Below are 24,757 nucleotides of genomic sequence, written 5' to 3'. Positions count from 1 at the left end.
CGTCAGTTGAGGCACGGTGACGTCAGGTGTGTGCGATCCCGTGCCGAGACCTGACGTCCAAGGCGTCGTCCTGGAGCACGCTGCGCAGGCCCGCGCTCGTATCGATGCGCGGGCCTGCGGAGTGCGTCGTCAGGCGGGCTTACCGGCCTTGCGCGCGAGGACGAGCCGGTAGCGCGGACTGCCGTCCTCGCGCCTGCCGAGAGACGCCAGGGGGACCGTCGTCACCGTGAACCCGGCCGCTGCCAGGTCGTCGCGGGTCGCGCGCAGCGGCCAGGTGCGGTAGTACATGACGAACGGGGGACGCCACACGGCGTTCCGCACCCGCATGGCCAGGTCGAATCCGAGGAGCGCCCAGTACCAGCCCGACGTGACGGGCGGCGGCGCGCCGAGTGGGAAGGCGAACAGCCCGCCGGGCCGCAGCGCGCGGTGCACCCCGGCGAAGACCGCGGGCCGTTCGGCGGGCAGCAGGTGCCCGAACGCTCCGAAGCTGACCGCCAGGTCGAAGGCCTCGGCGAAGGGCAGGGCCCGGACGTCGGCCTGCACCCACTCGGCGTCCGGGTGGGCGCCGCGCGCCTGCGCGAGCATTCCGGAGCTGAAGTCGATGCCCGTGACCCGTCCCCGGCACAGGGGCTTGAGCGCCCGCATGCCCGCGCCGGTGCCGCAGCACACGTCCAGCCCCCGGTCGAACGGCCCGAACGCGCGCAGGGCGTCGGTGGTCGCGTCGAGAACGCCGTCGGGAGTGCGAAAGGGCGTGTGGTCGAACTTCGGAGCGAGCAGGTCATAGCCGTGCTCGACCGAGGACAAGGCCTGAACCGCCAGTTCACGCAGGGACGGGCCGTGGGGCGAGAACATCGCCCCAGCGTACTTCGCCGTGATCCGTTACGGGCGGCGAGCGGGGTGACCGACTCGGCCGGGTCAGCTCGTGGCCCGCCCGCCGCAGAACACCTCCTTCAGGAGCTTCTCCTGGAGCTTCGGGAACGCCTGCGACGGGTCGATCGCGGCGTCCCCCATGGTGATCGAGCCGGTCAGGGTCCTCTTGCCGTCGGGGGTGCTGTACATGATCGATCCGTAGCCCGCCAGGGCGCTGCCGTTGTGGTGGAGGACGGTGCCGCAGCCCGGACCCAGATCCTGCACGGACACCCCCAGCCCGTAGCTGAGCGCGCCGCTCCCGGGGTGCGGCTTGCGCATCTCGGTCAGCAGCCTGGACGGCAGGAGCCTGCCGCCGTTCAGCGCGGAGAAGAACGTGTGGAGATCCTTGGAGGAGGAGATCATGCCACCGGCGGCGCCCAGGTAGGTGGGGTTCTGGCGGGTGACGTCGACGACCTTCCACCGGCCGGTGGCGTCCTGGTAGCGGTAGTAGCCGTGGGAGTGCGGGCCGGGGATCCCCGTCCGCGTGCTCGGCGGCACGGTGTGCCTCAGGGCGAGCGGCCGCAGGATGCGCCGCTTCATCTGCTCGGCGTAGGAGCGGCCGGTGATCTTCTCGATCAGCAGCTGGGCCAGCGTGGAGTTGGTGTTGGAGTAGCTCCAGCGCTTCCCCGGCTCGAACCGCGGCGGCCTGGACAGCGCGAACCGCACCAGCTCTTCCGGCCGGTAGCTGCGCAGCCGCTTCTCCACCAGGTCCTCGCCCGGCATGATGAGCCCCGGTTCGGGCTTCCCCTCGGCGTCGATCTCGCCGGTGTAGTTGTACACCCCGCTGGTGTGCTGGAGCAGCATCCGCACCGTGATCCGCCGGTCCAGCTCGAACTGGGGCAGGTGGTCGGCCACCGGGGTGTCCAGCCCGATCCTGCCCTCGGCCACCAGTTGCAGCACCAGGGTTGCGGTGAAGGCCTTGGTGGTGCTGCCCACCCGGAACAGCCCGTTCGTCGGCGGCTTCGCGGCGCTGCCCAGCTTGCGGACCCCGGCGCTGCCGACCCACTCGCCCCGCTGGTCGTTCACGCGCACATGGATCCCGGCGAAACCGGCGTCGACGAACGCCTGGACGGCCTTCCGCACCTCCGGACGATCCTGACCGGCGGCGGCGGCCGCCCCGGGTGCGACCGCCCCGGCCAGCAGCCCGGCCGCCAGCGCCGTGACCGTCACCGGCCGGGAGATCCTGACGGTACGGGGGATTTCGTTCATCGCCATCCTCGCTTCGCGATAGTACGTGTTTCGTGCAGCTCGAAAGCTACGTTGCGTTCGCATTCGAGTCAATCAATGGAAACTCATTTGCCCAGCTAGCGGCCGATAAATTGGCGCAATGACGCTGCGTTCGAAGGCAACACCATGTTGCAATGAAGGGAGGTTAAGGCGACACTGGCGGCATGCCAGGAGGACGACTGACCCAGCAGGACCGCCAGCGCATCGCGGCCGGACTCAACGACGGGCTCTCCTACCGCGAGATCGCCCGGCGGCTCGACCGGCCGGCCTCGACGATCACTCGCGAGATCGCACGCAACGGCGGCCCCGCCGGCTACCGGCCCCAGCGGGCGCACCAGGCGACGGTCCAGCGGGCCCGGCGCGGCACGCCGGCGCCCCCGCGCGCGGCCGTGCCGCCGGTCGCCGCGGCGGAACAGGAGACCATCGAGATGGCGGTGCGGGCGGGGATGCCGAGGACGGCGGCGCGCGTGCACCACGACCTGCTGCTGGCCGAGGACGGCAGGCGCACCGCCGCCGAACTGGCCCGCAGGCTGAACGTCAGCCCCGCCTCCGTCTCCGTGGCCGTGAACTTCCTGGTCCAGCACGGGTACGCCCGGCGCGAGCGCGATCCGCGGCGCCGTCGCGACATCTACGTGATCGACGACGACGCCTGGTACCGCGCCATCGTGACCAGCAGGACGCAGACGATCGAGACGGTGCGGGCGACGATGGCGGTGGCGGAGGAGCACGGACTCGACAGCCCCGTGGGGCGGCGGCTGGCCAGGACGGCGACGTTCCTGGAACGCGTCAGCCTGGACATGATCGAGTCAGCCGACCGCTGGCGCGCCCTCCTGACCGGAGGGGACCCGACCGGCCCACGCGATCCCCGACGCCGACCGCACGCGCGAGGGCGTGGAGGCCAGGTCAACCCTTGAGGAAGTCGCGGTACCAGAGGGCGCTCCGTTTGGGGGTGCGTCGCAGGGTCGCGCGGTCCACGGAGACCAGGCCGAAGGCGGGGGCGTACCCGTGCGCCCATTCGAAGTTGTCCAGGAGCGTCCACACGAAGTAGCCGCGCACGTCCACGCCCCGGGCGCGGGCCGCGGCCACGGCCCGGATGTGCTCGCGCAGGAAGCCGATCCGGTCGTGGTCGTCCTGTCCGGGGGCGAACGCGCCGCCGTTCTCGGTGATGACGATCGGGACCGGCGGGTAGTCGTGGTGCAGCCGGACGAGCAGGTCGGTCAGCCCGGCCGGGGTGATGGGCCAGCCGAGCGCGGTGGTCGCGCCCTCGCGGACGGGCGCGGCGCCGGAACGGACGGTTTCGGTGAAGTAGTAGTTGACGCCGAGCACGTCCAGCGGGGCGGCGATCACCTCCGGGTCGTCGGCCCGGACCGGCGGCTCGATGCCCTCGCGCTCCAGGTCGGCACGGACGTCCTCGGGGTAGCGGCCCAGCAGGAGGGGGTCCAGGTACATGCGGATCCCGAAGCCGTCGGCGCGGCGGGCGGCCTCCCGGTCGGCCGGGGTGCGGGGGACGGCCGGGGTCAGGTTGAGGGTGATGCCGTACGCGCGGTCCGCGCGGGCCGCGCGCATCCGGGTGACGGCCTCGCCGTGGGCGAGCAGCAGGTGGTGGACGGCGTGCATGGCCGCCTCGCGGTTGCGGCGTCCGGGGGCGTGGACGCCGTCGGCGTAGCCGTAGTTCGCCACGCACCAGGGCTCGTTGAGGGTGGTCCATGACGTCACGCGGTCGTGGAGCCGGTCGAAGACGAGCATGGCGTAGTCGGCGAAGCGGTGGGCGGTGTCGCGCTCGGGCCAGCCGCCCGCGTCCTCCAGCGCCTGGGGCAGGTCCCAGTGGTAGAGCGTGACCCACGGGTCGACGCCGGCGGACAGCAGCGCGTCGACCAGGCGGTCGTAGAAGTCGAGACCGCGCTCGTTGGCCGGCCCTCGGCCGTGCGGCTGGACCCGGGGCCAGGAGACCGAGAAGCGGTAGGTGTCCACGCCGAGGCCCGCGATGAGCGCCACGTCCTCGGGCATCCGGTGGTAGTGGTCGCAGGCGACGTCGCCGGTGTCACCGCCCGCCACGGCGCCGGGGACCCGGCAGAAGGTGTCCCAGATCGAGGGGGTGCGGCCGTGCTGCGCCGCGGCCCCTTCGATCTGGTAGGCGGAGGTCGCCACCCCCCACCGGAAGGAGCCGGGGAAGTCGGCGGCGGAGGGCCCGGCCGCGTCCGTCGTCACGGGCGACACACTAGGCGGTGGACGGCACACTGTCTATATCGTTTTAGTGCAGGTGCCTCACAGGTGGGCGAGATGGGCCTGGGTGCGGGCACTCGCACGTTCAACCACCGGAGGCGGTAGATTGGCCGCGGGATCCGGCTCGGGGTGGGAAGAGGGCGGTCGTCGCTGTGACGCAGATGGATTCGGCGGGCAAGACGCGCAAGGCGACGATCAAGGACGTCGCGGCGCGGGCCGGCGTGTCACCGTCCGCGGTGTCGATCGCGCTGCACGACCGGCCCGGGGTGTCGGCGTCGACGAAGGAACGGATCCTGCGGGCGGCGCGGGAGCTCGGCTGGCGCCCCAACCTCGCCGCCGCCTCGCTGTCGGGGCGCGCGGTCCACACGGTCGGGCTGGCCATCGCCCGGCCCGCGCGGCTGCTCGGCCTCGAACCGTTCTACATGGAGTTCATCTCCGGGATCGAGAGCGTCCTCAGCCGCCGTTCGTGCTCCCTGCTGCTGCGGGTGATCGAGGCGGACGAGGAGATCGACGTCCACCGGGAGTGGTGGCAGGGCGGTCGCGTCAACGGCAGCATCCTGGTGGACCTGGAGGTCGACGACCCGCGGATCCCCGCGCTGGCCGAGATCGGGCTGCCCGCCGTGGTGGTCGGCCACCCCTCGCTGGCCGGTCCGTTCGCCTCGGTGTGGACCGACGACGCCGCGGCGGTGGCCGAGGCGGTGCGCTACCTCGCCGCCCTCGGACATCGCCGCATCGGCCGGGTCGGCGGGCCGGAACGGCTCGGCCACTCGGCGATCCGGACCGCGGCCTTCGACGAGGTGATCGCGGAACTGGGCCTGGAGGGACGCACGGCCGTCGCGGACTTCTCCCCCGACCAGGGCGCGCGTGCCTGCCGGAGCCTGCTGCTGGCGCCCGACCGGCCCACCGCGATCATCTTCGACAACGACATCATGGCCGTCGCGGCGCTGGGCGTCGCCGACGAGTTCGGCCTGTCGGTGCCGGAGGACCTGTCGGTGATCGCCTGGGACGACTCGCAGCTGTGCCAGCTCACCCGTCCGACCCTGTCGGCGATGCGGCACGACGTCTACTCGTTCGGGGCGGACGTGACGACGGCGCTGTTCCAGGTCATGAGCGGCGAGGGGCGCCCGTCCCGGCCGACGCAGCCGCCGGTCCTGACGCCCCGCGCCTCGACCGCCCCGCCCCGCCGCTGACGGCGCCGACCGTCACTGTTCCGTTTTAGCCACGGCGTTGACCGCCGATCCCCGTCCGGTGTGGAGCGTCATGCGGCGCCGACGGGTGACGCTGTCCTTGTAAGCACCGTAATGCCAGTAAGACATGACTGTTACGCGGCGTGCCAGCCGTCGGCGAGCGGCGTTCACCGGAGACGGCATCGGTGGATCCAGATGAACTAAAACGTTCTATAGACAGCGTCTCATGTTGCGTCTAGGTTAAGCAGCCACCGGGGGCCAGGACACCAGGGACCGCGATCACAGACGAGGAAGTGGTGCGACGTGCGACGAACACACGTGGTGGCCGGAGGGAGCGCGCTGGTGGTCGCCCTCGCGGCCTGCGGCGGCACCGGCGGCGGCAGGGACACGGGCGTGGTCCCCGTCCCGGGCGACCCGGCCGGCGTGACGGGGTCGATCACGGTCCTCACCAACCGCACCGACCAGGTGCAGGACGGCACCCTCAAGGGGTACGCGGCGGAGTTCAACAAGACCTACCCCAAGGTCAGGGTGGAGTTCCAGGGGCTCACCGACTACGAGGGCGACGTCAGGATCCGCATGAACAGCAAGGACTACGGGGACGTCCTGGCGATCCCGAACGCGGTGCCGACCAGCCAGTACCCCACGTTCTTCGCCCCGCTGGGCACCGCCGCCGACCTGTCCAGGACCTACGAGTTCACCCAGGCCACCACCGTCGCCGACAAGGTCTACGGCATCCCGAACATCGTCACCGCGAACGGCTTCGTCTACAACAAGGCCGTGTGGCGGCAGGCGGGCGTCACCGACTGGCCGAAGACCCCGGCGGCGTTCGTCGAGGCGCTCAAGGCGATCAGGGCCAGGACGGCCGCGACGCCGTACTACACCAACTACAAGGACGCCTGGCCGCTGACGAACTGGGGCAACGCCCTGGGCTCGCCCAGTTGTGACGCCGCCGCCAACGACAGGCTCACCACGACCAGGCAGCCCTGGGCGGCCGGGCAGGACCTGCACGTCGCCGACACGCTCCTGCACGACATCGTGCGCGACAAGCTGTCGGAGGCCGACCCCAACACCACCAACTGGGAGAACTCCAAGAACCTCATCGCCACCGGAAAGATCGGCACGATGTGGCTCGGCTCCTGGGCCGTGGTGCAGATGCGGGAGGCGGCGAAGAAGGCCGGCCGCGACCCCGAGGACATCGGCTTCATGCCGTTCCCCGCCCAGGCCGGCGGCGCCTTCTGCACCGTCCTGCGGCCCGACTACCAGTACGGGATCAACGTCAACAGCAGGAATAAGCCGGCCGCGCGGGCGTGGATCGACTGGTACGTCAACAGGTCCGGTGACGCCGAGAAGGCCCTGTCGATCTCCGGGGTCAAGGGCAGGCCGCTGCCCTCGATCTTCCAGCCCTTCGAGTCCGCCGGGGTGCGGTTCGTCCGCATCAGCTACGCGAAGTACACCCAGGTCCTCGACATCGACAAGGCCTCCGAGATCGGCCTCAACAAGCCCGAGTACCGGCAGCGCATCGTCGACGTGGCACGCGGCGCGGCCCCGGGCGACCTCAACGGGGTCTTCAAGGATCTCAACGGCAGGTGGTCCGAGGCCCAGGGCACCGTCGGCGGCTGAGTCCCCCGCGCGGGGGCGGCCGCCGCCCCCGCGCACGGCGACTCCGTTCCTCAGGAGAAGGCACACATGTCCGCATCTCGAACAGCAGCGGCCGGCTCCCGTCGCGGGAAGCGGCCACCGGCGGCGCGGCTCCCGGCGGAGCCGGCGGCGGGACGCGCCGGACGGCAGCGGTGGTACGCGCCCTGGACCTACCTCGCGGCGCCGCTGGTCCTGCTGGTCCTGTTCACCTACATCCCCGTCGTGAACATGATCGGCTACAGCTTCACCGACTGGGACGGCCTCAGCCCGGACCGGAACTACGTGGGGCTGCGCAACTACGTCGACCTGTTCACCCGGCCGCGGCTCTTCCAGGTCTTCGCCGTCAGCCTGTTCTACCTGGCCGGGGCGATGGTCCAGATCGTCGTGGCGCTCTACTTCGCGACCGTCCTCAGCTTCGACGTCCGCCTGCGGAACCTGTTCAAGGGGATCCTGTTCTTCCCCTACCTGGTCAACGGCGTCGCCATCGGCTTCGTGTTCCTCTACTTCTTCCAGCCCGGCGGGACGCTCGACTCGCTGCTCGGCGTCTTCGGGGTCGGGCCGCGGCTGTGGCTGGGCGACCCCGACCTGGTGAACACCTCGCTGGCGAGCGTGTCGGTGTGGCGGTTCATGGGCCTCAACCTGGTGCTGTTCATCGGCGCGATCCAGTCGATCCCGCCGGAGCTGTACGAGGCGGCCGAGCTGGACGGCGCGAACCGGTGGCAGCAGTTCCGCCACATCATCGTGCCCGGCATCAAGCCGATCATCAGCCTGAGCGTGATCCTGGCGGTCTCCGGCGCGCTGGCGGTCTTCGAGATCCCGTTCATCATGACCGGCGGCTCGAACAACACCGAGACCTTCGTGATCCAGACGATCAAGCTCGCCTTCAACTTCGACAAGGTCGGGCTCGCCTCGGCCGCCGCCGTCGTGCTGCTGCTGGTCGTCCTGCTGGTCACCTGGCTGCAACGGCTGCTCGTTCCCGACGAGAGGGGGGAACTGTCATGACGGCGATCGCCGGCCCGTCCCGGCGCGGCCCGGGACACCGCCGGTCCCGGCGGCACGGCCCCGCCCGCCGGGCCACCTCGCCGCGCGCCGCGCTGGCCGTCCTCCTCACGTACCTGTCGCTGGTGCTGGCCAGCGCCGTGGTCGTCGTGCCGCTCCTGGCCATCGTGCTGACCTCGCTGCGCACCAGCGGGGAGATGGCGGCGAACGGCAACCCGCTGTCGCCGCCCGACGACTGGTTCAACCTGCACAACTACAAGGTCGCGTTCACCGACGGCGCCATGCTCCAGGCGCTCGGGAACACCGCGTTCATCCTGGTGTTCTCGCTGCTGGGGACGGTCCTCATCGGCTCGATGACCGCCTACGCCGTCGACCGTTTCCGGTTCCGGGGCAGGCGGCTGGTCCTGACCCTGTTCCTGGTCGCCGCGCTGGTGCCGGGGGTGACCACCCAGGTCGCGACGTACCAGGTCGTCAACCAGCTGGGAGTGATGAACACCCACTGGGCGCCGATCCTGCTCTACATGGGCACCGACATCGTGTCCATCTACATCTTCCTGCAGTTCATCCGCTCCATCCCCACCTCGCTGGACGAGGCGGCGCGGATCGACGGAGCGAGCCCGCTGACGATCTACTGGAGGGTGATCCTGCCGCTGCTGAAGCCGGCGATCGCCACCGTGGTGATCGTGAAGGGCGTCGCGATCTACAACGACTTCTACATCCCGTTCCTCTACATGCCCTCCGCGGAGCTCGGGACGATCTCGACGTCGCTGTTCCGGTTCAAGGGACCGTTCGGCGCGCACTGGGAGGTCGTGGCGGCGGGAGCGGCGCTGGTGATCCTGCCGAGCCTGGTCGTGTTCCTCACCCTCCAGCGCTTCATCTACAGCGGCCTCACCCGCGGGTCCGGCCGGTAGGGCGTTCGCCCCCCGCCATTCACACCACAGCTCGTCATTGACCAAGGAGTGCGCGGTTGAGCAAGCAGAGCATGCCCCTGACCTCGGGGTGGACCCTTCACCTGGCCGGTGGCGAGGCCCCCGAGGGGCTCGAAGGGCTCCGCGGCGGAGGCGTCCCGGCGCGCGTGCCCGGATGCTGCCACGGCGACCTGCTGGACGCCGGGGTGATCGAGGACCCGTACGTGGGCCGCAACGAACTCGACGTGGCCTGGGTCGGCCGGGCCGACTGGCGGTACGACACCGTCCTGCCCGCCGGACCCGCCGGTTTCGAACGCACCGACCTCGTGTTCGAGGGCCTCGACACCGTGGCGTCCGTGACGCTCGGCGGCGCCGTGCTCGGGACGACGCGGAACATGCACCGCGCGTACCGCTTCGACATCACCGGCCGGGCCCGGGAGGGCACGCCGCTCTCGGTCCGTTTCACCTCGGCCTACACCGAGGCCGAAGGGCTGCGGGACACGCTCGGACCGCGCCCCAACGCCTACCCGGAGCCGTTCAACTTCATCAGGAAGATGGCGTGCGCCTTCGGCTGGGACTGGGGACCGACCCTGGTGACGGCCGGGATGTGGCGCCCGGTCCGGCTGGAGTGCTGGAACACCGCGCGCCTGGCCCAGGTGCGCCCCCTGGTGACCGTCACCGGCGGCGCCGGCCGCGTGGAGGCCCACCTCGTCCTGGAACGGACCGCCGCGGGCGAGGACCGGGAGCTGCGCGCGACCGTCGAGGTCGGCGGCCGGACGGCGGCCGTGACGATCCCGGCGGGCGCGTCCACGGCCGTCGCCGCCCTGGAGGTGCCCGACCCGGAGCTGTGGTGGCCGCGTGGCTACGGCGACCAGCCGCTTCACCGCTGCCGGGTCGTCCTGGCCGATCCCGGGACGGACGCGGTGCTGGACGAGTGGGAACGCGGCATCGGCTTCCGCACGGTCGAGCTCGACCAGTCGAAGGACGGCCACGGCACCGCGTTCACCCTCGTCGTCAACGGGACACCGGTCTTCGCCAGGGGGGTCAACTGGATCCCCGACGACGCGCTCCCCTCCCGCGTCACCCCCGCCCGCTACCGGCACCGACTCACCCAGGCCGCCGACGCCGGCGTCAACCTGGTCCGCGTCTGGGGCGGCGGCGTCTACGAGGACCGCGCGTTCTACGAGACCTGCGACGAGCTGGGCCTGCTGGTCTGGCAGGACTTCCTGTTCGCCTGCGCCGCCTACCCCGAGGAGCAGCCGCTGCGCGGCGAGATCGAGGCCGAGGCCCGCGAGAACGTCGTCCGGCTCATGCCGCACCCCAGCCTCGCGCTGTGGAACGGCAACAACGAGAACCTCTGGGGCTTCAAGGACTGGGGATGGGACGAGGAACTGGCGGGCGACAGCTGGGGCGAGGGCTACTACCTCGGCCTGCTGCCCCGGGTCGTCGCCGAGCTCGACCCGACCCGCCCGTACAGCGCGGGAAGCCCCTGGTCGGGTTCCTGGCGCCACCACCCCAACGACCCGGCGCACGGGCCGTCGCACTTCTGGGAGGCCTGGAACCGGCGCGACCACTCCGACTACCTGAACGACGTGCCGCGCTTCGCCGCCGAGTTCGGCTGGCAGGCGCCCCCGGCGTACGCGACCCTGCGCGAGGCGCTGCCGGGGGAGGAGCTGAGCCCGACATCGCCCGGCATGCTGCACCACCAGAAGGCCGAGGACGGCCAGGGCAAGCTGGACCGCGGCCTCGCCCACCACTTCGACGCCCCGGCGACGTTCGACGACTGGCACTACCTCACCCAGCTCAACCAGGCGCGCGCGATCGCGACCGGGGTCGCGCACTGGCGTTCCCACTGGCCGGTGTGCGCCGGCACCGTCGTGTGGCAGCTCAACGACTGCTGGCCGGTCACCTCGTGGGCGGCCGTCGACGGCGCGGGACGCCGCAAACCGCTCTACCACGAGCTGCGCCGCCTGTACGCGGACCGGCTGCTGACCCTCCAGACCCGGGACGGCGCCCCCGCGCTGGCCGTCGACAACCAGTCGGACGAACGCTGGGAGGGCCGCGCCCACGTCCGCCGCATGCTGGCCGACGGCACCGTCCTCGCCGAGGAGCACGTGCCCTTCGCGGCCGCCCCGCGTTCGGTGGCGGTGCTGCCGCTGCGCGCCGAGGTCGCCGGGATCACCGACCGCCACAAGGAGTTCCTGGTCGCCGACGCCGGTGACCTGCGCGACGTCGTTCTCGGCTGCCCGGACCGCGAGTTCTCCTATCCCGCGGCGGAGCTGGAGGTGGAGGTGCGCCCCGCGCCGGACGGCTGCGCCGTCGCGGTCACCGCGCGCTCGTTCGTCCGCGACCTGCTCCTCCAGGCCGATCGCCTGGACCCCGCCGCGGAGGCCGACCAGGGCCGGATGACCCTGCTGCCCGGCGAGACCCGCACGATCACCGTGCGCGGAGCCGACCTCACCGACCTCGACGAGACCCGGGTGCGGGCCGCGCTGTTCAGCGTCAACGGAGCCCGTCCATGACCGTGCTCCTGAACGCCGGGCCCTCCCTCGTCGCTTTCAAGATCGCTCGCAAGCTCCCGATCGTGACGCCCCTCAGTCCGGACCAGGCGGCGCCATGACCCTGCTCATTGCCACGCTTCCGCGCGGCGGGTCCTGGCGCTGTGACGCCAGGTCTTCCCTCGTCGCTTACAAGATCGCTCGCAAGCTCCCGATCGTGACACTCCTCGGTCCAGACCAGGCGGCGCCATGACCGGCCCGTTCCCGCTGAGCACCGTGATCCGGCCCTACGACTGGGGCTCGACCACGGCGTTCCCCGAGATGTTCGGCACCGAGCGGACCGGCGGCCCGCAGGCCGAGCTGTGGGCCGGCGCCCACCCGTCGGCGCCGTCGTTCTCCGGCGGCCTGCCGCTGACCGAGCTCATCCGCCGCGATCCCGTCGGCATGCTGGGCGAACGGGCCGTCGAGCGGTTCGGTCCCGTGCTGCCCTTCCTGCTGAAGGTGCTGGCGGTGGAACGTCCGCTGTCCCTCCAGGTGCACCCGGCGAACGACCGGGCGGCGGCCGGATTCGCCCGCGAGGAGAACGCCGGGATCGCACCCGACGATGCGCGGCGCGTCTACCGGGACCCCCGCCACAAACCGGAGATGGTGTGCGCGGTCACCGGCTTCGAGGCGCTGTGCGGCTTCCGCGACCCCCGCGACGCCGCCGCTCTCCTGGACGGCCTCGGCCTCGCGGAGACGGCCCCCTGGACGGCGCTCCTCCGCGTCGGCGCGCTCCGCCGGACGTTCGAGCGCGTCTTCGAGGACGCGGCGGCCTGCGACGCGGTCGAACGGGCCCTCCTGCGCAGCGACCGCGACGAGTACGCCGCATACCGCGGGCTGGCCCTGGCGTTCCCCGGCGACCCGGCCGTCACCGCCGCGCTGCTGCTGAACCACGTCCGGCTGAGCCCCGGGCAGGCGATGTTCCTCGGAGCCGGGGTGCCGCACGCCTACCTGGCCGGGGTGGCGGTGGAGGTGATGGCGAACTCCGACAACGTGCTGCGCTGCGGGCTCACGGCCAAACGGCGCCACCTCGCCGAAGCCCTCTCCGTCCTGGACCTCCGCCCCGCGGAACCGTCCCTCGTCCCCGCGACCCGCCGCCAGGGCGGGGTCTCGTACCAGCCGCCCGTGGCCGAGTTCATGCTCACCCGCCACGACCTGGCCACCGGCGCCTCCCGCCCGCTGCCGCCGGGCGCCCCGCGGATCCTCCTCTGCCTCGGCGGGGAGGCGCGCGTCCAGCGGATGGCCTTCGGGCCGGGGGAGGCGGCGTTCGTCCCCGCCCGCGCCTCCCTCGACCTCACCGGCCAGGGCACCGTCCACATCGCCGAACCGGGAACCACGCCATGACCGTCCTCGCCCTCGACATCGGCGGCACCAAGTTCGCCGCGGCCCACGTGACGCCGGACGGAACGCTGCTGAGCCGCGCCGAACGCCCGATCGGCCCCGACCCGACCGGCACGCTGCGACGGCTCGTCACCGACTTCGCGACCTCCGCCGTCACCGCCGTGGGCATCGGCACCGCCGGACCGCTGGACACGACGACCGGGACGGTGTCACCGGTCAACATCCCCGCCTGGCGGGACTTCCCGCTCGTCGACACCGTCCGGCGCCTGGCCGGCGGCAAGCCCGTCACACTCGCCGGAGACGCCCAGTGCATGGCCATGGGCGAATGGTGGCGGGGCGACCACGGCGTGCCCTCCCTCCTGGGCATCGTCGTGTCCACGGGCATCGGCGGCGGCCTCGTCCTGCGCGACGCCCCGTGGCGCGGCGACACCGGGAACGCGGGCCACATCGGTCACATCCCCGTCGACCCGTGCGGCGAGCCGTGCCCGTGCGGAGCGCGCGGATGCCTGGAGACCACGTCCAGCGGGCCGAGCATGGTCCGGTGGGCGCTCGCCCGAGGCTGGCGGCCGCCCACCGGCGAACCCACCGCCAGGGACCTGGCCGACGCGGCCCTGGACGGCGCGGCCGTCCCCCTCGCCGCGTTCGAACGTTCCGGACGGTTCCTGGCCACCGCCGTGCGCACCGCCACCACCCTGCTGGACGTCCGGCACGTCGTGATCGGCGGAGGGGTGGCCGCGGCCGGCGACCTCCTCCTGAACCCCCTGCGCGACCACCTCGGCAAGCACGCCGGACTGCCGTTCACCCGCGACATCACCGTCACGCTGACGACGCTCGCCCGCGACGCGGGCCTCTACGGAGCCGCGGCCTTCGCCCTGCCGGCACGCGGCGGCACCTAGTCCTCGGGGGACCTTCGGTCAAGAGGAGAACGCATGAGACCCACCCCGTCCACGGCCAGAGCCGGAGCGCTCCTGGCCGCCGTCCTCGCCGTCCTCGGCGTGGGAGCCGTGGGGACTCCCTCCGCCCACGCCTTCCCGCCCATGTCCAAGCAGCGCGTCATCGACCACCTGACCTCGATCACGGGCCGGAACATCGTCTCGGGCCAGCACAACAAGGAACCGGCCACCGCCCCCGGCCAGTACACCCAGCAGGTCAAGGACGTCACCGGCCAGTACCCCGGCCTGTGGGGCGGCGACCTGATGTTCCGCCCCGAGGACGTCGCCAACCGGCAGCGCGTCATCGACCAGGCCAAGACCGAATGGGCGAACGGCTCGCTCGTCACCCTCACCTGGCACGTCTGCACCCCGACCGGAGGCAGCACCTGCCAGTTCGACGGCGGCGTGAAGACGCAGATCTCCAACGACCAGTTCCACCAGATCGTCACGGACGGCACCGCGCTCAACACCGCGTGGAAGCGCCGGCTCGACGAGGCCGTCCCCTACCTCCAGCAGCTCAAGAACGCGGGCGTCCCGGTCCTGTTCCGCCCGCTCCACGAGATGAACGAGGCGTGGAACTGGTGGGGCGACCGTCCCGGCCCGAACGGAAGCGCCCGCCTCTACCGCATCACCCGGGACCACCTCATGAGCAAGGGACTGACCAACCTGATCTGGGTCTGGAACGTCCAGGACAACCCGGCGGGCAACTGGGCCGCCTACTACCCCGGCTCCTCCTACGTGGACGTCGTCTCCCTGGACGTCTGGTACAAGGCCCACCCGAGCCAGGCCGACTACCAGCGGATCCAGAACATCGCCGGATCCAAGCCGATCGCCCTGGCCGAGATGGGCAAGATGCCCACCGCCTCCCTGCTCGCGACCCAGACCAGATGGGCCTACTTCATGATGTGGTCCGAGCACCTGCGCGGTAACAACACCAACGCCGAAATCCAGGCGGCCTACTTCCACCCCCGCGTCCTCAACCAGGGCGAATTCACCATCCCCTGACCAGCACGCGAAGATGGGCGGAGCCGAGATCCCGTACCGGGGATCTCGGCTCCGCCTCCGTTGTGGCTGGTCGCGTGGTGTCGTCAGCCGCCATACCTTCCGGCGTACGGATCCGGCTCGCCCGTCCACGGGGCGAGCCCTTCCTCCACCCGGCGCCGCTGCTCGCTCTCGGGGAGGAACGTCGCGGACCCCCGTCCCCACAGGGAAAGGTCACCGAGGGGACACTCGTCGAAGCCCGCTCGCAACACCCGCGAAAGGAACTCCACCATCCCGCAGTCGTAGCGGCTCCAGAGACTCTCGTCCCTGTCCCGCACCAGGACGGGCCAGGTGTCCGGATCGTCAGCGGAGGCGTCCCAGCACAGGATGTCCGCGCTGGAGTCCGCGCCCCAGGCGATCAGCCGGGGGCGCGCTCCCGCCAGCTCCGGCGTCTTGGCGTCAGTGGCCCACGCCTGCTCGGCGTTCACGGTTTCGTGCTGCATACCGCCGAACCGCGACCGTCGCGGCCCACCTCTGGGCTCGGGGTCCTGGACCACCAGATAGCCCTGGAGGGTGCCGGGCCCGTACAACCCGATGAACCTCCGGTAGTCGGAGGGGAACTCCGTGCCCCACGACTCCCGCATCCGCCCCCAGTCGACCGAGAGGTCAGGCTCGGCCATGGGAGGCATCAGCCGTTGCAGCGCCTCCCATTCAGGAGTCCCAGTCACTTCTTCCTCCTCGGGACACTGGTAAGGATCATCCCACCAGAGGCCGCCGACCGGTGATCACTCAGGAACGAGGACGGCCCCCTGAGGGCGGTGTGGACGTCTGCGGGCCGCCGGAAGCGAGACGATCGGCGCCGGTTCGACGCGTCGCTCGCGCGCCACTCACCGGTGCGGCTGCTCACACTGAAAGTTGCCCGCAACTTATCGTTTCCCTCCCGCATGCCTTACCGAGAGGGCCGAATTATGTGATCTAAGATCATCTCATGAATTGGTGGAGCCAGCAGGCGCATGATTCTGCCGCAGAGGCGCAGGCCGCGCGTCCGTCCCCGGAGAGCCAGATGGCGGTAGCCCAGATAACCGCTCTTTTGTCGATAGCGGAAGCGTTGCACAAAATCGCTGAAATGATGCAGGAGCGTAAAGAAGGAACGAGCTGACTCGGCAGCTCCCCGCACCGCCCGCAGAACCATTCATCTGTGGGCGGTGCTTTTTCGGGTGGACGCGAAAGGTGCTGGCGCACTCATGAGTGCGCCAGCACCTTGGACCCGCCCGGGGGCGGCGTCGCGGCCGTCGAACCGCTAGACGTCGCTCAACGCCTTGCGCTCCAGCCTGCTCGCGCCGTTCGGGCTCGGACGCAGACGTGAGGGCCGTTCGGTCGGCGACGTCTCGAACTCGGAGCCCTCCGACGTGCTGGGCAGGGCCGCGAGCCGATCCTCGACGGCGGCCGCGGGAACCTGCCCGGCCGCCTGGGCGGCCGACCGCTCGACCGCTTCCTTCTCCAGCCGCTCCCGCAGGTGCTGGGCCGCTTGCCGGAGGGCGCGCTCCCCGACGAGCCGGACGAGTTCCAGCCCGAAGCAGTCGAGCTTGTCGCTGTCGGTGAGGTCGGTGCGCTGCCTGAGGTCGGCGGCGAGCCCGCCGAGCCGCTGGGCCTCGCCGAGGTCGAACTGCTCCAGCAGGTGGCAGCACAGTTCCGCGAGCGCCGCGTGGTCGCGCTCGAACGACAGACCCGCCAGCCCGTTTCCCGACAGGCGGCTGAGCGCGCCCTTGCGCTCCATCACCTGGTCGGCGAGTCGCAGGATGCCGTTGAGGAGCGAGACCGGGCCGGTGCCCGCCCCGTGCGCCTGCGCGGGCGCCAGCGACAGCCGCAGCGCCATGGCCGAGCCGAACCCCGCGGTGGAGACGCGGGCGAACATCTGTGCCGTCTCGCCCATCGACGCCGGCAGTCCGAACCGCCATCCGGCGGCCGTGACGATGATCAGCGCGACCACCGCGGCGATGATGTTGACGAACAGGTAGAGCAGCCCGGCGAGCGAGAGGATCGCCGCCCAGGGGCGATCCCGGTAGCGGCTGACCAGTTCCGCTCCGCCGACCAGTCCGCCGATCAGGCAGGCGAGCGCTATCTCCATGATCATTTCTTTCCCCTTATGCGCTGCGCGCGCTCAACCGCGACACGGGGCGTTCGTCGTCGCGGTACCGCCGGGAAAGGACCGTCGAGCGCTGCGGGACGGGGGGCTCGTTATTGCTGGCGTTCAGGAACACCACCAGCCACTCCGACGGCCCTACGGCCAGTCCGGACTGCGCCCGGTACGACTTTTCTCGGGCTCGCAAGAATGCCAGGAGCCACTCGGTGGGGCCGACCGACAAGCGCCGGGAAGGTGAATTCATGAAAATAATCATGCAGCGATCTCCGCCGCTTGTCGATTGTGACAGGCGGTGATCGGTGGGTAATTGAGTAAGGGTTGCGCAAAGGGCTTTCTGTTTTAACGGATCCACGGGGTGTGCGTGACTTGCTGGTGATCTCGGCCGTTGGCCGCCACTTGGTGCGGTGATCAGCGGGGACCGGTGCGAATAGTGCCGGTGTTCCGCGGACCGCCCTCGGATCTCCGGTCAATGGCCGGAACGCGGTGGTTTGACAGCGTGCCAGGTAAAAGGGTGTTGAGGCGCTTTCGCTGGCAGTCACCACCGCCCGAGGAGCATGGCGGTTTCTGGAAGCATGAGAACGCCATGACCACTCCGCCCGTGCTTTCCACCGGCCAGCGTGCGCCGTACTGGTGCGATCCGCATCCCGCCGACGCCGATCTGGTGCCTCGAGACGGCCGCCGCCATCTGGGCGTGCTGGAACAGGTGGTGCGGCGCCAGTGGAACCCCGCCGAGGGCCCGCCCCCCTCTCAGCTGATCGCGGCCGTGGACCGGCTGGCGGCGCTGCCCGGGCCGATCGCCTCGCTGGTCGCCGACACCCTCACCGGCGGGCTGTGGCTGGGTGTCGGCAACGCCCCGGCCCTGGACCACCTGCGGTACCTGGCCGGTCGGCCGGTCCGGCCGGGCATCGACCAGCTGTGGGACCAGGTCCCCGGCGCCGTGGTCTGGGGCCGGCGCACCGTGGTGGTCGGTACCGGCCCGCATGTCTCGGTCTCCCTGGTGGACCATGAGATCGGGCACGTCATCGAGCGGCGCCGCCGGGCGGCCGAGTCCGCCGAGTGGCAGACGATCATGATGCGGTGCCGGCCGCTGCTGGTGTACCAGCGCTGGCAGGATCCGCTGGAGTGGTGGGCCGAGGCGTGGGCGCTGGTGATCAACCATGAACTGGACTGGCTGTCGCGGCATCTGTCCGGCTCGATCCCGGTCACCGAGATGGTGGCCCGGTACTATGTCAGGCACTACGGGTTGGAGGTGTGATGGCCCAGGCGATCCGACGCGACGGTCTGCTGCTGGTGCCTCACGATGTCGGTGACGGCGTCACCATCGTCGAACCGAACCACCCCGACTACGAACGGCTGGCGTCCACCGCGATGGACTTCGACGCCCTGCGCGGGACCCCGCAGCGCAACCAGGAACTGGTCGAGCGATTCCGCCGCAGGTGGGCGCGCCAGGAGCGCCGCACCGCCTGACCGCTGGAGTCGGAACGCGGTGGCGGTCGGTGCTCAGCCCTCGGCGGGGTCGACGTAAACGAGCCCGATGACGGAGCGGGCGGTGTCGAGCCAGCGTTCGGCGTCGACGGAGGACATGGAGCCGCCTGGCGGTGGGAGCCGCCGGACGAGCTGTTCCATGGTGGGGTCGATGTCGAGGCTCTGGTACGAGGCCGGAATGAGCGACTGGTAGGCCAGCGCGGATGGCCGCTCGGGACGAGCCTGCCGTTTGTTGATGGCTTCGCTGACCAGGCGCGGGGTGAGTTCGAGCGGCCCGGATTCGGCGTGCTGCTTGCGACGTGGCATGCGATGACCGTAGCCAAGGGGCGATTGCCCGGGTGAAGATCACGGTCGGTGGCCGGTAAAGGGTGCGGAGGCGATGACAAGAAGATGATAATCGCGGCCGGAGCCGTAGGGGTTCGGCAGCGAAACGCATACGGGAAACCGCGACCATCCGAAGCCATTGCCAGGTGTCGAGTGCCCTACCGGTCAGAGGCCACCGACAAGGCACTCCTCATGGGACTGCGATATCCATGGTCAACGAGGAGCCGCCCGCGCGGACACATCGAGCTGTGACGCACGCCTGACGCCCACGCGCTGTCCCCACCGAGTGGGAACCCACCTTCATCGCCTGGTCGTGGAGTCTGCGCCCGGTGTCCGCCCCGACCGCCCAGGGTCGCGACTTAGGGTAGCGGTGTGGATGTTCTGAGTGACGTACTCGCGACCGTGCGAGTGGGCCGTCCGTACGCGGGCAGAGTCAGATGCAGAGTGCCGTGGGGCGTGCGGTTCCCCTCCGACGACTCGGCCTGCTGCCACGTCGTCCTGCAGGGTGCCTGCCGCCTGGTCCCTCCGGACGGCCCGCCGCTGACGCTCGGCGTCGGGGATGTGCTGTTCACCGCCCCGGGGCACGGACATGTGCTGGCGGACCGCTCCGGCAGCCCGCTGGTCGACTTCGGTCCCGCCCGCGACGGGAACTCCCTGATCTCCGAGCTGGACATCCCCGGTCAGGGGGCCGCCGCCGACCTGCTCTGCGTCCGCTACCGCCTCGATCGCCTGCGCCCGCATCCGCTGCTGGCCGAGCTGCCGCCGGTCATCCACCTGCCCGCCCGGCTCGGCCGGCATTCCGCCCTGCGCACCACCGTCGAACTCATGGGCGAGGAACTCTGGCGACCCTGCATCGGCACCGACGCGCTGCTCGCCTCGCTGATGGACATGCTGCTGCTGTACGTCCTGCGCACCTGGATCGACGAGCGGTCCGGCGACACCGCGACCGGCCTGGCCGCCGCCCTGACCGATCCGGCCATCGCCGTCGCGCTGCAGCACCTGCACCACCGTCCCGAACACCTCTGGACGATCAACGAACTGGCCGCGCTGTCCGGCACGTCGCGCTCCACCTTCGCCAAGCGCTTCACCACCGTCGTCGGGCAACCGCCACTCGCCTACCTGACCTGGTGGCGAACGACGACCGCGGCCCGGCTGCTGCACAGGACCGACGTCTCCCTCCAGGCCGTCGTCGAACGCTGCGGTTCCAACTCGAAATACGCATTCGCCGACGCCTTCGAACGCGAGTAACGCATCACCTTGCCCACACCCGAACAAGGCGTGCTGTTCAACAACCCACAAACCCACCAACCACAGCACCGACCGACCGAGAAAAGCTGGAGGCGGTCCCGGCATCACTTGCCATGGCCATAACTCCGATCCCCCTTTGAGCCCCAGTTCGCCGCCACGGCGAATCGAGAGGGGGCGCCGACTCCAGCGGCGGTCGCGCCGGACGGCCCGACCGCCTGCGCCCCTGAGGCCGTAAGGACACAGATCCGGCGGCGTCACTGGGAGATAGGCGGATGGTGGTCGAGCGCTGCGCATCCGCCTGTCAGAAAAGCCGCCCGAAAACAAGAACACCTCTGACCGTCTTTCTGCTGGTCAGAGGTGTGAATGTGGGCAGCGGCGGGGTCGAACCGCCGACCTTCCGCTTTTCAGGAGTGGCAACCGCTCTGCGGCCACCTTGCCCACCAAGGTCGGACGGTGCCCGGGATGCGACCATGGTGCTGGTTGGTTGTTGCCGTCAAGGTGGCCGTCACCGGGTTGGTGCGGTCAGGCGACTTTGATTGAGTGCGGTCCCACGCTGATGGTGATGTCCACGTGCCCGCCGAGTGCGGTGGCGTAGGCGCGAAGGGTCTCCAGCTCCATGGCTTCGATGTCGCCGTTCTCGATCTGGGAGATGCGGGATTGGGAGACACCCAGGATCTGGGCGACCTCGGCCTGTGTCTTGCCGACGGCCTTGCGAAGTTCCTTGAGGTGGTGGCCGGCGACATAGGCGTCCAGTTCGGCGCGAGCCCGGGCCTGGCGCTCAGGATCCGTCAGTTCGGGGTTGCGGCGGTGTGCCTCGGCCTTGATGTCCTGCCAGCGGCGTCCGGTGCTCATCGTCCGGCCTCCTTGTCCTTCGCGGCCCGGTATTCGGCGTAGCGGGCTTCGGCCAGTGGGATCGCTTCGTCGTACCAGCGCGACCACTGCCCGGCCTTGTCTCCGGCGATGAGGAAGATCGCGGCGCGGTCGGGGTCGAAGACGAACAGCATGCGGATCTCGGACCGGCCTCGGCTGCCGGGCCGTAGCTCCTTGAGGTTGCGCAGCTCGCTGTGTTCAAGAGTGTCGACGAGCGGTCGTCCCAGCGTCGGTCCGACCTCGGCCAGACGGTCGATGGCTTGCTCGACCAAGGCTGCGGTGTCCACATCGGACTCGCACAGCTTGAGGAACCAGCTCTCGACCGGTTCGAGGAGGACGACGTCCCAGGCCACAACACCAATATAACTTCTAGCTCATACTGCTGGCCGATCGTCTGCTGCGTCATGGGGCTCGTTGCTGTCAACGCTAACGCCCCGGGCTGTGAGGCTCCGGGGCGTTTTGGCTGGTGAAGAGTGTGGGCAGGGGCGGGGTCGAACCGCCGACCTTCCGCTTTTCAGGAAGAGCAGCCGCCATGGTGGGGGCGTCTGCCTGAGGCCAGCGGTGATTGACATGTGTCGGTGGCTGTCATCGGTAGTGTCACCGTTGCTGTCGCATGTGCCGGTATCGGCGACGCCTGTCAACGGTCGGTGTCCTTGGGGTGGCGGGGAGATGCGTAGACGATCCACACTGTGCGATCGGCATCGTTGATGACATAACGGACGCGGTCGCCGCTAGACGAGTAGTTCCGAAGTCTGAGCTCTGAGAACAAGGCGAGGGTGTTCGGATCAGTTTGTGACGACCGACCTGAACACCCTCTTGACCGCACTGTACGTGAAGATCGATGACGAGATCGGAGGTACGCGATGGCTCGGCAGGCCACCGCTGCTGACCGACTCCGAACTGGTCTGCCTGGCCGTGGCGCAGGCGCTGCTGGGCTACACCTCCGAGGCCCGGTGGCTGCGGTTCGCCCGCGCCCATCTGGCCGACATGTTCCCCTATCTGCCCAAGCGGCCCGGCTACAACAAGCGGCTTCGGTCAGCGTTGCCGCTGGTCAAGCGAGTCATCCGGTTGCTGGCGGTCGATACCGACTTCTGGCTGGACGATGTGTGGATCGCCGACTCCACCCCGGTGGAGTGCGGCCGTTCCCGGCCGACCGTCAAGCGGTCGCAGATGGCGGGCTGGGCGGGCTATGGCTACCGCGCCTCGCATTCTCGGTTCTTCTGGGGTCTGCGGCTGTATCTGATCTGCACCCCATCGGGGATGCCGATCACCTGGGCGCTGGCCGACCCCAAGCTCGACGAACGCCAGGTGCTGGTCTCGATGTTGGACCTGGAGCCCGAACTGGCGGCCGACCGGCCGGGGCTGCTGCTGATCGCCGACAAGGGGTTCAAGGCCCGCTGGTTTGAATACGACCTGAACCTGCGAGGAATCGAGCTGCTGCGGCCCTGGATGCGCAACGAGCGGCCCCGACCCGCCGAGCACCTGCTCAAGCCGGTCCGCCAGCTCATCGAGTCGGTCAACGACACCCTCAAAGGCCAGCTCGACCTGGAACATCACGGCGGCCGGACCTTCGAGGGCGTCGCCGCCAGGGTCGCCCAGCGCGTCCTGGCGATGACCGCGGCGATCTGGCACAGCCACCGCACCGGTCGACCGATCACCCGGTCATTGACCGCGTTCGACCACTGAGCCCTTTTCGCTTGGGCTGATGAGGTTGCCGATCACAGCATGATCGCGGGCGGGGTGTCGGCCAGGGATGCAGCGAAGCCCCTGGTAGGAGAGGTGATCACCACAACTTCCACCCCCAACCAGAGGCTCCGCATGCTTTTGTACCGTGCTTCGCTGCCGTTGTCGCGTTCGACCCTGACATACGTCACCGGAATCGTCCGCCGCCACCGCGACGGCCTGAGCGGCAAGGACCGAGCGCTCACGCCGGGCATGCAGGCGCTGATGGTGCTGGTCTACCTGTGCAAAGGAGAGACGTTCGCCGAACTGGGCGCCGGGTTCGGGGTGTCCACCACGACCGCATGGCGGTACGTCAACGAGACCGTGACGCTGCTGGCCGCGCGTTCACCCAAGCTCGCCCAAGCGTTGCGTAAGGCCGCTGCCGACGGGCTGCCATACCTGGTGCTGGACGGCACGCTCATCCCGATCGACCGCGTCCGTGCGGACCGGCCGTTCTCCTGCGGGAAGCATCGCAAGCATGGCATGAACTTGCAGGTCATCGCCGCACCGGACGGGACGATTGTGTGGGTGTCGGGCGCGCTGCCCGGCGCGACCCACGAGCTGAAGGCGGCACGGATCTGGGGTCTGTTGCGGGCGCTGGAGGCCGCCGGGCTGCTGGCGTTGGCTGACAAGGGCTATCACGGCGCGGGCGAACCGCTGCTCACCCCGTACAAGGGCCGCAACAAGCCCGAGCGTCTCAAGGACGCCAACCGGTCCCACGCTCGGCTCCGCGGCCCCGGCGAACGCGCGAACGCCCAGCTCAAGAGTTGGAGGATCCTCCGCAAGCTGCGCTGCTGCCCACACCGTGCCGGCTTCCTGGCCAAGGCCATCCACGTGCTACAAGCCCGCGAGGCTCACACCAACTGAAAAAGGTTCAGTGAGGTTTTCTCAGCGGAAGTGAACGGGCGTACTGGGAGGAAGCAGGCGCAGGGGACGTTGCGGGGCGTTGTGCCGTTGCCCCAGGGAAGCCGCAAAGCCCCTGGTAGGACAGGTCTCACCACAAGATCTCGTCCACCGCACCAGAGGCTTTGCGTTGGTTCCCTATGTTGCCATGCTCGATGTCCCCCGTCCGGTCGTCGAGTACGTTGCCCGGCTGCCGGCGGCACATCGCCGCCGGATCGGCACCCCACGCGGCTCGCGGGCGCTGGGCCCGTTCCGTCAGGCGGTGTTCGTGCTGCGCTGGTTCCGCCACGCCACGGATGTGCCCGCCCTGGCCCGCGACGCCGGCATCTCGCAGGCCACCGGCTACCGCTACCTGCACGAAGGCATCGACGTCCTCGCCGACCAGGCTCCTGACCTGCACGAAGTCCTGCAACGCTGCCAGGCCGACGGCCTGACCCACGTGGAACTGGACGGCATGCTCATCTTCTGCGACCGGGTCACCGGCACCACCGAGAACGGCAACGATAAGTGGTTTTCGGGCAAGGCCCGCCGGTTCGCCGGCAACGTGCAGTTCCTGGCCGGCCCCGACGGCACCCCGTTGTGGGTGTCGGACGTTGAGCCCGGCAGCGTGCACGATCTGCGCGCCGCCCGCATCCACGCCCTGCCCGCCCTCTACCCCGCGGCTCGCGATGACCTGCCCGTTCTGGCCGGCACCGGATACGTCGGCGCTGGCATCGGCATCCGTACCCCGCGCCGACCGCACCCCGACATCCCCAGCCCGCTGGACGCCGACACCCGCACCTACAACCGGCTGCTGCGCAGCACCCGCGCCCTGGGCGAACGCGCCGCCGCCCAGCTCAAACAGCGCTGGCGCGCCCTGCGGCAAGTCACCCTCAGCCCCGGCCGCATCGGCGCCATCGCCCAGGCGGCCCTGGTCCTCAACAACGCCTGGCGGTGACTATTTCGCTGAGAAAACCTCAGTGGCAGCGAAGCACGGTAGAAAAGCATGCGGGGCCTCTGGTTCGAGCGGTGGGTTGTGAGAGATCACCCGTTCTACCAGGGGCTCTTCTGCTGCCAACAGTCCTCACACCGCTGGCCACCATCTCTCGTCTAGGCCACCACCACTCGCTACTGAAAAAGGCTTATTCTACCAGGGGATCTTCGTTGCCTACAGTCCTCACACCACCCGTCGCCGTCC

General features: G+C 70.1%; 24 protein-coding genes. 16 read left to right on the top strand and 8 right to left on the bottom strand.

Annotation, left to right across the window (positions count from 1 at the left end; translation table 11 throughout):
• Window positions 1–129: 129 nt before the first annotated feature.
• Complete coding sequence (locus HNR61_RS07795; RefSeq protein ID WP_182842455.1) at window positions 130–852, bottom strand: class I SAM-dependent methyltransferase; 723 nt, start codon at window positions 850–852, stop codon at window positions 130–132.
• 63 nt (window positions 853–915) lie between these two features.
• Window positions 916–2,118: a serine hydrolase domain-containing protein gene (locus HNR61_RS07790; protein WP_182842454.1), complete on the bottom strand. Its 1,203-nt coding sequence runs from the start codon at window positions 2,116–2,118 to the stop codon at window positions 916–918.
• Between the two features lie 182 nt (window positions 2,119–2,300).
• On the opposite strand from HNR61_RS07790, the gene HNR61_RS50425 reads away from it, so the two are divergent.
• Window positions 2,301–3,050: a GbsR/MarR family transcriptional regulator gene (locus HNR61_RS50425; protein ID WP_376770250.1), complete on the top strand. Its 750-nt coding sequence runs from the start codon at window positions 2,301–2,303 to the stop codon at window positions 3,048–3,050.
• On the opposite strand, the gene HNR61_RS07780 is transcribed toward HNR61_RS50425, so the two are convergent.
• Window positions 3,040–4,344 (bottom strand): GH1 family beta-glucosidase, encoded by a 1,305-nt coding sequence (locus HNR61_RS07780; protein WP_312897806.1) that lies wholly within the window; start codon window positions 4,342–4,344, stop codon window positions 3,040–3,042. The genes HNR61_RS50425 and HNR61_RS07780 overlap by 11 nt on opposite strands.
• Before the next feature lie 176 nt (window positions 4,345–4,520).
• Here HNR61_RS07780 and HNR61_RS07775 point away from each other — a divergent pair, with 176 nt between their 5' ends.
• The 8 genes from HNR61_RS07775 to HNR61_RS07740 all read left to right on the top strand — a co-directional run bounded on the left by HNR61_RS07775 (window position 4,521) and on the right by HNR61_RS07740 (window position 14,909).
• A complete protein-coding gene (locus HNR61_RS07775) occupies window positions 4,521–5,549 on the top strand; it encodes a LacI family DNA-binding transcriptional regulator (RefSeq protein ID WP_182843165.1) in 1,029 nt (342 codons plus the stop codon).
• 300 nt (window positions 5,550–5,849) lie between these two features.
• Entirely contained in the window at window positions 5,850–7,166 is a 1,317-nt protein-coding gene (locus HNR61_RS07770) for an ABC transporter substrate-binding protein (protein ID WP_182842452.1), read from the top strand.
• A 66-nt stretch (window positions 7,167–7,232) separates the two neighbouring features.
• Window positions 7,233–8,186: a carbohydrate ABC transporter permease gene (locus HNR61_RS07765; RefSeq protein ID WP_182842451.1), complete on the top strand. Its 954-nt coding sequence runs from the start codon at window positions 7,233–7,235 to the stop codon at window positions 8,184–8,186.
• Window positions 8,183–9,094 carry a carbohydrate ABC transporter permease gene (locus HNR61_RS07760; protein WP_182842450.1) on the top strand — a complete coding sequence of 304 codons (912 nt, stop codon included), beginning with the start codon at window positions 8,183–8,185 and terminating at the stop codon, window positions 9,092–9,094. The genes HNR61_RS07765 and HNR61_RS07760 overlap by 4 nt, the downstream gene beginning before the upstream one ends.
• 56 nt (window positions 9,095–9,150) lie before the next feature.
• Window positions 9,151–11,613, top strand: coding sequence for a glycoside hydrolase family 2 protein (locus tag HNR61_RS07755; RefSeq protein WP_220509127.1), 2,463 nt, complete (start codon window positions 9,151–9,153; stop codon window positions 11,611–11,613).
• Between the two features lie 225 nt (window positions 11,614–11,838).
• On the top strand, window positions 11,839–12,975 hold the full coding sequence (gene manA, locus HNR61_RS07750; protein WP_182842449.1) for a mannose-6-phosphate isomerase, class I: 1,137 nt from the start codon (window positions 11,839–11,841) through the stop codon (window positions 12,973–12,975).
• Window positions 12,972–13,868, top strand: a complete 897-nt coding sequence (locus tag HNR61_RS07745; protein ID WP_182842448.1) for an ROK family protein — start codon at window positions 12,972–12,974, stop codon at window positions 13,866–13,868. The genes manA and HNR61_RS07745 overlap by 4 nt, the downstream gene beginning before the upstream one ends.
• Window positions 13,869–13,901: 33 nt before the next feature.
• Window positions 13,902–14,909 carry a glycosyl hydrolase gene (locus tag HNR61_RS07740; protein ID WP_182842447.1) on the top strand — a complete coding sequence of 336 codons (1,008 nt, stop codon included), beginning with the start codon at window positions 13,902–13,904 and terminating at the stop codon, window positions 14,907–14,909.
• Window positions 14,910–14,992: 83 nt separating this feature from the next.
• Here the strand turns inward: HNR61_RS07740 and HNR61_RS07735 are convergent, their stop codons facing one another.
• Complete coding sequence (locus HNR61_RS07735) at window positions 14,993–15,613, bottom strand: SMI1/KNR4 family protein (RefSeq protein WP_182842446.1); 621 nt, start codon at window positions 15,611–15,613, stop codon at window positions 14,993–14,995.
• A 260-nt stretch (window positions 15,614–15,873) separates the two neighbouring features.
• On the opposite strand from HNR61_RS07735, the gene HNR61_RS07730 reads away from it, so the two are divergent.
• Window positions 15,874–16,044, top strand: a complete 171-nt coding sequence (locus HNR61_RS07730) for a hypothetical protein (protein ID WP_182842445.1) — start codon at window positions 15,874–15,876, stop codon at window positions 16,042–16,044.
• A 141-nt stretch (window positions 16,045–16,185) separates the two neighbouring features.
• Here the strand turns inward: HNR61_RS07730 and HNR61_RS07725 are convergent, their stop codons facing one another.
• Window positions 16,186–17,013, bottom strand: a complete 828-nt coding sequence (locus HNR61_RS07725) for a hypothetical protein (protein ID WP_220509126.1) — start codon at window positions 17,011–17,013, stop codon at window positions 16,186–16,188.
• A 598-nt stretch (window positions 17,014–17,611) separates the two neighbouring features.
• Here HNR61_RS07725 and HNR61_RS07720 point away from each other — a divergent pair.
• Together HNR61_RS07720 and HNR61_RS07715 are read left to right on the top strand one after the other, a co-directional pair.
• Window positions 17,612–18,283: a hypothetical protein gene (locus HNR61_RS07720; RefSeq protein ID WP_182842443.1), complete on the top strand. Its 672-nt coding sequence runs from the start codon at window positions 17,612–17,614 to the stop codon at window positions 18,281–18,283.
• Window positions 18,283–18,495: a hypothetical protein gene (locus HNR61_RS07715; protein WP_067825778.1), complete on the top strand. Its 213-nt coding sequence runs from the start codon at window positions 18,283–18,285 to the stop codon at window positions 18,493–18,495. The genes HNR61_RS07720 and HNR61_RS07715 overlap by 1 nt, the downstream gene beginning before the upstream one ends.
• Window positions 18,496–18,528: 33 nt before the next feature.
• Here HNR61_RS07715 and HNR61_RS07710 read toward each other — a convergent pair whose 3' ends face one another.
• Window positions 18,529–18,819 (bottom strand): hypothetical protein, encoded by a 291-nt coding sequence (locus HNR61_RS07710; protein ID WP_182842442.1) that lies wholly within the window; start codon window positions 18,817–18,819, stop codon window positions 18,529–18,531.
• Between the two features lie 390 nt (window positions 18,820–19,209).
• Between HNR61_RS07710 and HNR61_RS07705 the strand changes: the two genes are divergently transcribed.
• Complete coding sequence (locus HNR61_RS07705) at window positions 19,210–20,085, top strand: AraC family transcriptional regulator (protein ID WP_182842441.1); 876 nt, start codon at window positions 19,210–19,212, stop codon at window positions 20,083–20,085.
• Between the two features lie 522 nt (window positions 20,086–20,607).
• Here HNR61_RS07705 and HNR61_RS07700 read toward each other — a convergent pair.
• Window positions 20,608–20,937, bottom strand: a complete 330-nt coding sequence (locus tag HNR61_RS07700) for a helix-turn-helix domain-containing protein (RefSeq protein ID WP_182842440.1) — start codon at window positions 20,935–20,937, stop codon at window positions 20,608–20,610.
• Window positions 20,934–21,308, bottom strand: a complete 375-nt coding sequence (locus tag HNR61_RS07695) for a type II toxin-antitoxin system RelE/ParE family toxin (protein ID WP_182842439.1) — start codon at window positions 21,306–21,308, stop codon at window positions 20,934–20,936. The genes HNR61_RS07700 and HNR61_RS07695 overlap by 4 nt, the downstream gene beginning before the upstream one ends.
• A 439-nt stretch (window positions 21,309–21,747) precedes the next feature.
• Here HNR61_RS07695 and HNR61_RS07690 point away from each other — a divergent pair, with 439 nt between their 5' ends.
• The 3 genes from HNR61_RS07690 (at window position 21,748) to HNR61_RS07680 (ending at window position 24,517) form a co-directional block, all read left to right on the top strand.
• Window positions 21,748–22,641 carry an IS982 family transposase gene (locus HNR61_RS07690; protein WP_182842438.1) on the top strand — a complete coding sequence of 298 codons (894 nt, stop codon included), beginning with the start codon at window positions 21,748–21,750 and terminating at the stop codon, window positions 22,639–22,641.
• Between the two features lie 132 nt (window positions 22,642–22,773).
• Window positions 22,774–23,544, top strand: a complete 771-nt coding sequence (locus HNR61_RS07685; RefSeq protein WP_182843163.1) for a transposase family protein — start codon at window positions 22,774–22,776, stop codon at window positions 23,542–23,544.
• Between the two features lie 166 nt (window positions 23,545–23,710).
• Window positions 23,711–24,517: a transposase family protein gene (locus HNR61_RS07680; protein WP_376770249.1), complete on the top strand. Its 807-nt coding sequence runs from the start codon at window positions 23,711–23,713 to the stop codon at window positions 24,515–24,517.
• The last annotated feature ends 240 nt before the right edge of the window (window positions 24,518–24,757 follow it).

The sequence above is a fragment of the Actinomadura kijaniata genome, from assembly GCF_014138665.1.
GTDB classification, from domain to species: Bacteria; Actinomycetota; Actinomycetes; order Streptosporangiales; family Streptosporangiaceae; genus Spirillospora; species Spirillospora kijaniata.
This window is presented reverse-complemented; position numbering and strand designations above follow the sequence as displayed.